At 55.4% G+C, this 8,513-nt stretch carries 8 protein-coding genes; 6 read left to right on the top strand and 2 right to left on the bottom strand.

Going from position 1 to position 8,513, the window contains the following annotated elements; all coding sequences use genetic code 11:
* Nucleotides 1-232 precede the first annotated feature (232 nt).
* A complete protein-coding gene (locus NQU42_RS07725; RefSeq protein WP_296610410.1) occupies nt 233-1,333 on the top strand; it encodes a DUF763 domain-containing protein in 1,101 nt (366 codons plus the stop codon).
* Between the two features lie 4 nt (nt 1,334-1,337).
* Nucleotides 1,338-2,105 carry a 23S rRNA (uridine(2552)-2'-O)-methyltransferase gene (locus NQU42_RS07720; RefSeq protein WP_296610408.1) on the top strand — a complete coding sequence of 256 codons (768 nt, stop codon included), beginning with the start codon at nt 1,338-1,340 and terminating at the stop codon, nt 2,103-2,105.
* An 87-nt stretch (nt 2,106-2,192) separates the two neighbouring features.
* Here NQU42_RS07720 and NQU42_RS07715 read toward each other — a convergent pair whose 3' ends face one another.
* Together NQU42_RS07715 and NQU42_RS07710 are read right to left on the bottom strand one after the other, a co-directional pair.
* The gene (locus NQU42_RS07715; RefSeq protein WP_296610406.1) at nt 2,193-2,996 is read right to left on the bottom strand and encodes a geranylgeranylglycerol-phosphate geranylgeranyltransferase; all 804 of its coding nucleotides are present in this window, start codon (nt 2,994-2,996) and stop codon (nt 2,193-2,195) included.
* The gene (locus tag NQU42_RS07710) at nt 2,993-3,310 is read right to left on the bottom strand and encodes a MarR family transcriptional regulator (protein WP_296610405.1); all 318 of its coding nucleotides are present in this window, start codon (nt 3,308-3,310) and stop codon (nt 2,993-2,995) included. Before NQU42_RS07710 ends, NQU42_RS07715 begins: the two co-directional genes overlap by 4 nt.
* A gap of 353 nt (nt 3,311-3,663) precedes the next feature.
* Here NQU42_RS07710 and thiC point away from each other — a divergent pair, with 353 nt between their 5' ends.
* The 4 genes from thiC (at nt 3,664) to NQU42_RS07690 (ending at nt 8,001) form a co-directional block, all read left to right on the top strand.
* Nucleotides 3,664-4,947: a phosphomethylpyrimidine synthase ThiC gene (gene thiC, locus NQU42_RS07705; protein ID WP_296610403.1), complete on the top strand. Its 1,284-nt coding sequence runs from the start codon at nt 3,664-3,666 to the stop codon at nt 4,945-4,947.
* 221 nt (nt 4,948-5,168) lie between these two features.
* Nucleotides 5,169-6,953, top strand: coding sequence for an indolepyruvate ferredoxin oxidoreductase subunit alpha (gene iorA, locus NQU42_RS07700; protein ID WP_296610401.1), 1,785 nt, complete (start codon nt 5,169-5,171; stop codon nt 6,951-6,953).
* Entirely contained in the window at nt 6,950-7,537 is a 588-nt protein-coding gene (iorB, locus tag NQU42_RS07695; RefSeq protein WP_296610400.1) for an indolepyruvate ferredoxin oxidoreductase subunit beta, read from the top strand. Before iorA ends, iorB begins: the two co-directional genes overlap by 4 nt.
* A 14-nt stretch (nt 7,538-7,551) precedes the next feature.
* Entirely contained in the window at nt 7,552-8,001 is a 450-nt protein-coding gene (locus NQU42_RS07690; protein WP_296610398.1) for a HEAT repeat domain-containing protein, read from the top strand.
* Nucleotides 8,002-8,513 lie beyond the last annotated feature (512 nt).

The following is an 8,513-nucleotide window of genomic DNA, read 5'->3' as shown; positions in this document are numbered from 1 at the left end:
TGCTGAATAGGGGTATGCTGGATAACACAGAAATCAAAGATACGGATGTCATCCGGCATCACCTCTTTAAATTTCATTGAAGTAACATTATACTCAGCTCTGGCTTTTATCTTATTCGGACAGGTCCCTGGAGCAATCCGATATTGATATGCATGGGAATCCCCTTGATGCTACCCACAGGACAGCCCCCTCGGAGAGATTATGAACATGGACGGAAAATACTGTGAAGGATATGAACCGAACAGGAACCGCAGATCTCCCGCTCCATGATGGCAGAGCGCCACCGTGGCTCTTCAGGAGGATGCGGCTTCTCGCCGGCGAGATAGCCAGGGCTATCATATATGAATACGATGAGAGTGAGCTCCTCCGCAGGATCTCGGATCCATTCTGGTTCCAGGCGTTCTCCTGCGTCCTCGGTTTTGACTGGCACTCATCGGGCACGACGACAACGACCACCGGGGCACTCAAGGCCTCTCTCCGGCCGGAGGATGGGGTGGTGGTTGCTGGAGGAAAGGGTGCAACATCTCTGAACACCCCTGATGAGATCCTGAGATACGGGGAGATCTTCTCGCTGCCGGAGAGAAAGATCGAGGAGCTCATAAGGGCGAGCAGGCTCTCTGCGAAGGTTGACAACGCCCTCGTGCAGGACGGTTACCGGCTTTACCACCATGCATTCATACTGACATCGAAGGGCGACTGGGCTGTGGTCCAGCAGGGTATGAACGAGAGATATGCGCGCAGGTATCACTGGCTTTCAGATTGTTTACACAGCATGATCGAGGAGCCGCACACAGCCATATGCGCAGAGAGCCTCGAATCCAGGGTTCTGGATCTCACATCGAGGGAGAGCATGGAGAACAGGCAGGCCACGCTCGATCTAGTCAGGGATGGCCCCGCTCACATAAGGAGGTACACAGCACAGCGGAGCCTGGAGGATTTTCCGCAGATGTTGAGGATGCCTGCGAGGCACGAGATTCTTCCTGTGGATATAGGCAGAGACGGCCTCAAGATCCTGCAGGCCGCCTATGAGCTGCAGCCAGAAAGTTATGAAGAGCTGATAATGCTCAGGGGGATGGGCCCGAAGAGGATTCGCGCCCTCTCCCTGATATCAGAGCTGATCTTCGGGGCACAGCCGAGCTGGAGGGACCCTGCGAAGTACAGCTTCGCCCACGGCGGGAAGGACGGATATCCGTATCCTGTGGACAGGGAGAACTACGATCGCAGCATAGAACATCTCCGAGAGGCGCTTCAGGAGGCGAAGCTGGGCGATAAGGAGAAATACGAGGCCATGAAGCGGCTGTCAGGATTTGTCAGCAGATCGCGTCCAGGGTGAATGTATGGCCAGAGATCAGAGGGATTACTACTACAGGAAGGCAAAGGAGGAGGGCTACCGGGCGAGGTCAGCGTACAAGCTGAAGCAGATAAACGCCAAGTTTCATATCATCCGGAAGGGCTCAAAAGTTGTCGACCTGGGGGCAGCGCCCGGCGGCTGGCTGCAGGTGGCAAGGGAGCTCTCCGGCGGCATCGTTGTGGGCGTGGACTTGGAGAGGATCGAGCCGGTTGAGGGGGCCGTCACGATACAGGGGGACATCACGAAGGACGAGACCCTGGAGCAGATCGCAGCAGCTCTCGGAGGGCAGGCGGACGTTGTGATATCAGATGCTGCCCCGAACCTCACAGGGATATGGGACGTGGATCACGCCAGATCGATAGATCTCTCCAGGGCAGCACTCCGGATAGCGAAGCGTCTTCTGCGGCCTGGCGGCAGCTTTCTGGTGAAGGTCTTCCAGGGGGATATGTTCGACGACTACATCGAGGAGGTAAAGCGCGAGTTCACCTCAGTGCACTTCTACACACCACCTGCATCCAGAAAGGAGAGCGCTGAGATCTACGTCATCGGGAAGAAGCTGCTCAGCGCGCCTGTGAGACCCGGAGAGGTCTACGAAGTCACGATAGAATCCACAGGACGTACAGGCGACGGGATAGCGATGATCAGGGGCTTTGCTGTGATCGTGAAGAACGCATCCCCGGGAGAGAGGCTCAAAATAAAAATCGGAGCTGTGAAGCAGAGGTTCGCCTTCGCATCGATAGTGGAGAGGATTTGATAAAGAACGACATGCGCAAAATTCCTCCTTCAGACTGAGAGGAGATCGCTTGGGGCATCCTACTGCGGCGCTTATGTGGCTCTGATGCTACAGAAGAGACCCCAGCAAGAACGCCACCAGCGCCAGAGCCATGCCGATCTTTATCCACCTCTGAGATCTGGAGGCATCGCCACGGAGCATCCTGTTTATGGATGCCAGAAACGCAATATTGGCTGTGCTGACAGCCACCATGTACTCAATCCCCAGCGGCACGAGATAGCTCAGCATTATTGCCATTATCAGGGCCAGAGATGCCGTGAGGAATGACATTCTCTCCCCGATGAACGCGGGAAGCGTTTTCGCGCCATGCGCAAGATCTCCCGGTAGATCCTCTATATCCTTGACGATCTCCCTGCTCAGTGTTGCGAGGGCTGAGAGGACGGAGAGAAAGGCTGTTATGCTCGAGGGCATCGCGGCAAGCCCGCCAAATAGGAAGGTCGAGCCTGTGAGATACGAGACCGCGATGTTGCCAGCTGCAGGCATCCCCTTGAGCCTCGCAGCATAGACTATGAGCACAAACGAGTTCAACACCGCGAGCGCCAGGCAGCTCTGATTTATCAGCCCCGAGATCACGCATCCCGCAACGAAGAGCGTCACCGACCACATCAGAGCAGCACGCGGGGAGATCCTGCCGCTCGGTATCGGCCGATCGGGCCGGTTTACCGCATCGATCTCCCTGTCGAAATAGTCGTTTATCGCATTGCCTCCGCCGGTAATGAGAAACACCGCGAAGAAGACCATAACCGCCACAGACAGCGAGTGCAAGAGTGCGCCTGATGCCATCATGCCTATGAGGGCCGCAACTCCTGCCATCACGCAGTTCGCGGGACGCATGATCTCCAGAAGTATCAAGCATAGCGCCCCCGATCTCTGGTCTCGCGAGAAGAGCTCACAAGGAAAAAGACATACAGCTCCGCTAAGTAGCTGTCGATTGGTCTCCTCTGTGGGGAATTTATCCGTATCAGGTACGTCCTTCTCCCCCTGAAGGTGGTCCTGCTCCTCTTCACAAGCCCCTTCCTCTCCAGGCCGCACACGATACGCGAGCACCTGCTGCTGCTTATGCCAAGAAGCCTCGCGAGCTCAGACTGCACGATCCCATCGCTGCCGATCAGGGCAAGGACTCCCTCCTCGAGATGGCTGCAGTGCCTCAACCCTGCACCACTCAATCAATACCCTCCGATCTGGAGCATCTAGCAGATTTTCTGGATATATATTTTTTACTTAGCAGCCAATTGGCTTGTCCGGGAAAAACAGGATGTACTATTGAACTATCTCACCAATATTAAAACAACCTATTTATACAAACCCACACCAACCAGTCGCGGCTCGCAACGACTTGCCTTTCAGGAATGTCCAGTGGCAGAAAGCTTGTGAATCCCAAATGTCGAATGCACTCGATCTCAATGAGAGGAGATATTGCCCCGTAGTCTGCATAAGACAGGATTAATTGCTCAGAAGTAAACTTTTTTGATTAAAAACCTTTAAATAAAAATTTACTCTCCTGGATATCGGTGATCGTATGGGCATGCTCGAGGATGCAGCAGCTGGAAGGCTGAATGACGAGATGAAATATGTGGCTCAGGCCGAGGGAAAGACCCCTGAATTCATATGCAGAGGCATCGCAACCGGCAAAATAGTGATACCCGTTTCCCCTTACAGAGAGACCAAGCCAGTTGGTATAGGAAAGGGGCTGCGCACCAAGGTGAACGCATCCATAGGCACAAGCTCTGATATCGTGGATGTGGATATGGAGGTCGAGAAGGCGCGTGCTGCAGAGAGCGCAGGAGCTGACACGCTGATGGAGCTCTCAACGGGCGGCGACCTGCGCGAGATCCGACGGAGAGTGATAGAGGCGACGAGCCTCAGTGTCGGCAGCGTTCCGCTCTACCAGGCCTTCATCGAGGCGATAAGGAAGTACGGCGCCGGGGTTGACATGAGCGAGGATGACCTGTTCCGGGCTGTGAATGAGCAGGCGAGGATGGGCACGAACTTCATGGCGATACACACGGGAATAAACAGGATCTGCCTGGAGCGCCTGAAGGCACAGGGTGGCAGGTTTGGAGGGCTCTGCAGCCGCGGCGGCGCGTTCATGATAGCTTGGATGCTACATAACGACAAGGAGAACCCTCTGTACAGCGAATTCGATTACCTTCTTGAGATACTCAAGGAGCATGAGGTGACCCTGAGCCTCGGGAACGGCATGCGTGCGGGCGCGATCCACGACTCGACAGACAGAGCTCAGATACAGGAGCTTGTGATCAATGCAGAGCTCGCGGACAGAGCTCAGGCTGCGGGTGTCCAGACGATCGTCGAGGGGCCAGGGCACATACCTGTTGATGAGATAGAGGCGAACGTCAAGGTTATGAAGCGCATGACCAATGAGCGACCATTCTACATGCTGGGGCCTCTGGTGACCGATATAGCTCCTGGTTACGACCATATAGTGGCTGCTGTCGGGGCGAGTCTATCCAGCGCATACGGTGCAGACTTCATCTGCTATGTCACACCTGCGGAGCACCTTGCGCTTCCCACTCCTGATGATGTGAGGGAGGGTGTCATCGCAGCGAGGATCGCTGTTCATATCGGTGACATGATCAAACTCGGCATGCGGGACCAGGATCTGGATATGAGCAGGGCAAGAAGAGATATGCTCTGGGAGAGGCAGTTCGAGCTGGCTTTAGATCCCCAGAGAGCCAGAGAGATCCGGGCTGAGAGAGAGCCTGCCGATAGCAGGGTCTGCACGATGTGCGGCGATTACTGCGCTCTGAAAATAATAAAGAGCAGCATCAACCTGAGCAGATAGCTGCCAGTCGTTTTGTACTTGCTGTGAGAGGGGCTCTGCTGCAGGATCCCGACAGCTTATGGATCTTCGATGATCACACCCTGGATTTACCCTGAATGAATGTGTTCCTGGTGCATGCAAAGTGCTTACTCCAGAAACGATCGGGAAGATCCGCAGATCTCCCGATCCAGCCACTGGATCTATAAATCATAAGCACATGCTACCACCAGGAAGGTCTTTCCATGCGAGAATATCTTCTGGGCAACGTGGCAATCGCAAGAGGGGTCCTGGAGGCCGGCGCTGGCCTTGCAGCCGGCTATCCCGGAACACCCTCGTCTGAGATCATAGATACCCTTTCAGGTATCGCATCCGGGTATGACATTCACATCGAGTGGTCCGTCAATGAGAAGGCTGCTCTTGAGGTCGCAATAGGCGGGTCCTGGGCCGGAACGAGATCCGTCGCTACGATGAAGCACGTCGGCCTGAACGTCGCAGCCGACCCCTTCATGACTCTGGCGTATCTCGGGGTCGATGCAGGTCTTGTCATAGTCTCTGCTGACGATCCTTACTGCCACTCGTCTCAGAACGAGCAGGACACAAGGCGTTATGCGCAGTTCGCATCTGTTCCATGTCTCGATCCCGCGGATCCGCAGGAAGCGCTGGATATGACGATCTATGCCTTCGACCTATCAGAGCGTTTCAGCGTGCCAGTGCTGCTCCGCCCCACGACACGTGTCTCGCACGCGAGATCTGATGTTGAGACAGGCAGGATACCTGAGGGGCGGAGAAGGGGCCGTGGATTCATAAAGGATCCTGCGAGGCGCGTCTCCCTGCCTGTAAATGCGAGGCCGCTCCACAGGGCGCTGATCGATAAGCAGAAGGACATAGAGAGGGCGCTTGAATCGGCGCCCTGGAACAGGCTTTTACTGAAAGGAGATGTGGGTGTGATAGCCTCAGGCATAGCAGGTCTCTACGCAGAGGAGGCGCTGGCAAACCTCGAGGCGGACATTTCCCTCCTCCGGATCGGCACATATCCAGCCCCCTCGCGAAAGATCGAGGAGTTCGTGAAGCACACATCCAAGGTCATGGTGGTCGAGGAGCTGGAGCCTGTAGTTGAGGAGACGGTCGAGATCGTGGCGAGGCGCTGCAATCCGGAGCTGGAGATCCTGGGGAAGAGGAGCGGTGATATCCCGAGAGCCGGCGAGCTGGATCCACTCACAGTGAGAAACGCGATCGCCAGGATGCTCGGCATGAGCGTTACCGCGCCGAGGGAGCTCCCCGGCACTGAGATCGTCCCGCCGAGGCCGCCATCGCTCTGCCCCGGATGCGGGCACAGAGCTGCGTATTATGCCATGCGAAAGGCGTTCGGAAAGGACGCGATATACACCAACGATATCGGCTGCTACACCATCGGGATCTCAATGGGCACTGTGGACACATGCCTGTGCATGGGCGCCAGCATCACAATCGGCTCAGGCATCAGGTTCGGCGGAGACGAGCGCCCGATATGCTGCTGCATAGGCGACTCGACGTTTCTGCATGCGGGAATGACGGGACTGCTGAACGCGGCCTACAACAAATCCAGGATGACTGTGGCGATACTCGACAACTCGACGACCGCGATGACCGGCCACCAGCCACATCCCGGCACAGGGGTAACTGCGACGGGAGAGGAGACCGTGCGCATCTCCCTCGAGGAGATCGCGAGAGCTCTCGGCGCCGGCCATGTCGAATGCGTCGATCCTTACAATCTTGAGGAGAGCATCGACGCCTTCACGCGTGCAAGGGATTTTCCGGGCCTCTCTGTGGTCATATCAAAGGCACCATGCAGGATACTGCTCAGAAGAAAGGGTGAGAGGTTCAGACGTTACAGGGTCACCGATGAGTGTGTTGGATGCAGGCAGTGTGTCGAGTTCAGCTGCCCGGCTATAGAGTTCGACGAGAGAGCGTTCATCAACCAGCTCTGCACCGGATGCGGCGTCTGTGCGCAGATCTGCCCGAAGGGCGCGATAGAGGTGGTGAAATGAGGACATCGAATTGCGATATGGTGATAGTTGGTGTTGGTGGACAGGGCGTGATACTCATCTCGGAGATCATAGGCAGGGCAGCGCTCAAGGCGGGCATTCCTGTGAGGGCCGCGGAGACCCACGGAATGGCACAGCGCGGCGGGAGCGTCATAAACCACACGCGTCTCGGGTGCGTCTACGGCCCGATGGTTCCCGAGGGAGGCGCTGATATTCTCCTGGCTCTGGAGCCGGCTGAAGCCCTCAGGTACGGCAGGTACCTGTCCACAGGCGGCGTCGCTCTGGTTAACACAACGCCCGTGCTTCCCACCACGGTCACAACAGGCCAGTTCAGGTACCCGGATATTGAGGAGATACTCGCTCCTCTGAGAGGCTTCGCAAGGGTGATAGCCATGAATGCAACAGAGATAGCAGAGAGGGCTGGAAATCCGCAGACAGCAAACATCGTTATGCTGGGAGCCATGTCCAGATTCATGCCTGTCGATGAGGCTCTGATCCTGGATGCGCTGAGGGACTCTGTTCCGCGGAAGTACATCGATGTCAACATGAAGGCGTTTGAGCTGGGAAAGGCTGAAGTATCTGGATAGCTGCGTATTTGGGCATGGAAATGAACCCAAAAGATCAGAGCGATGAGCCTGAGATCCCCGAGGTCCTGCCTGACGAATCTTGGCCAACAGATCGTCTCATAGAGGCACTCAGTGACAAGAACATGCTCGTCAGGTCGAATGCTGTGAGCATTCTCGGCACGAGAGACGGACCGGAGGTCGTCGAGGCCCTCATACAGGCGATGAGAGATGAGGACTATGTTGTGAGAAGCAACGCAATGGTCAAGCTCTCTGAGAGGGGCACTGCGATCCTCGACAGAATTCTTCAGGCCCTGGACGACCCGGATGAGAACATACGGGCTGGGGCTGCATGGGTGCTCGGGGAGCTGAAGGATCCCAGGTCGATAGAGCCGCTTCAGAACGCGATGAACGATGAGAATATTATCGTGAGGATCCAGGCAAAGGCATCGCTGATGGCGATGGGAGTCATCGGCCAGAAGAAGTAAGCGATGATGTGCAGAGGATTGGCGTTTCCGCCATAATATCTTAGATGCCAGCTGCATGCGTCTAATCATAAGCATGTGATGTGCGTGCATTCGCCGCCTGGCCCATGCTGTCTTTTTTATGCGTCAGGAGATGCCTCTCTCGAATCGGCTCGCTGTTTCTTTGGAGTGTGATTTTCAAGATTTTATCTTTGGTAGTGGAGCGGGCGAAGCGAGAAGACCCCGCCCTTCAGGGCGGGGAGCGTTCACCTCTTGCTCATCTCTTTTCGTATCTCTTTTCGTTATAGAGTAGTCTCCCATATCGATTCACCATCTAGCGTTAACCGGTAGCGCTTCAGAGCGTGCACATCTCCATAAATGCCAGCATGTATCGACATGACTTTAAGATATACCCCTCTCCAACATAGCACTTTTTAAAAGACATAAATTCCAGCTATCTTTGGATTTTGTTTCTTTTTTTTCGACTAAATTTCAAATAAAGTTTGTGGGATCACTTAGTTTCTTTATTAGATGTC

Source organism: Methanothrix sp., assembly GCF_024518575.1.
Classification (GTDB): Archaea; Halobacteriota; Methanosarcinia; order Methanotrichales; family Methanotrichaceae; genus Methanothrix_B.
This window is presented reverse-complemented; position numbering and strand designations above follow the sequence as displayed.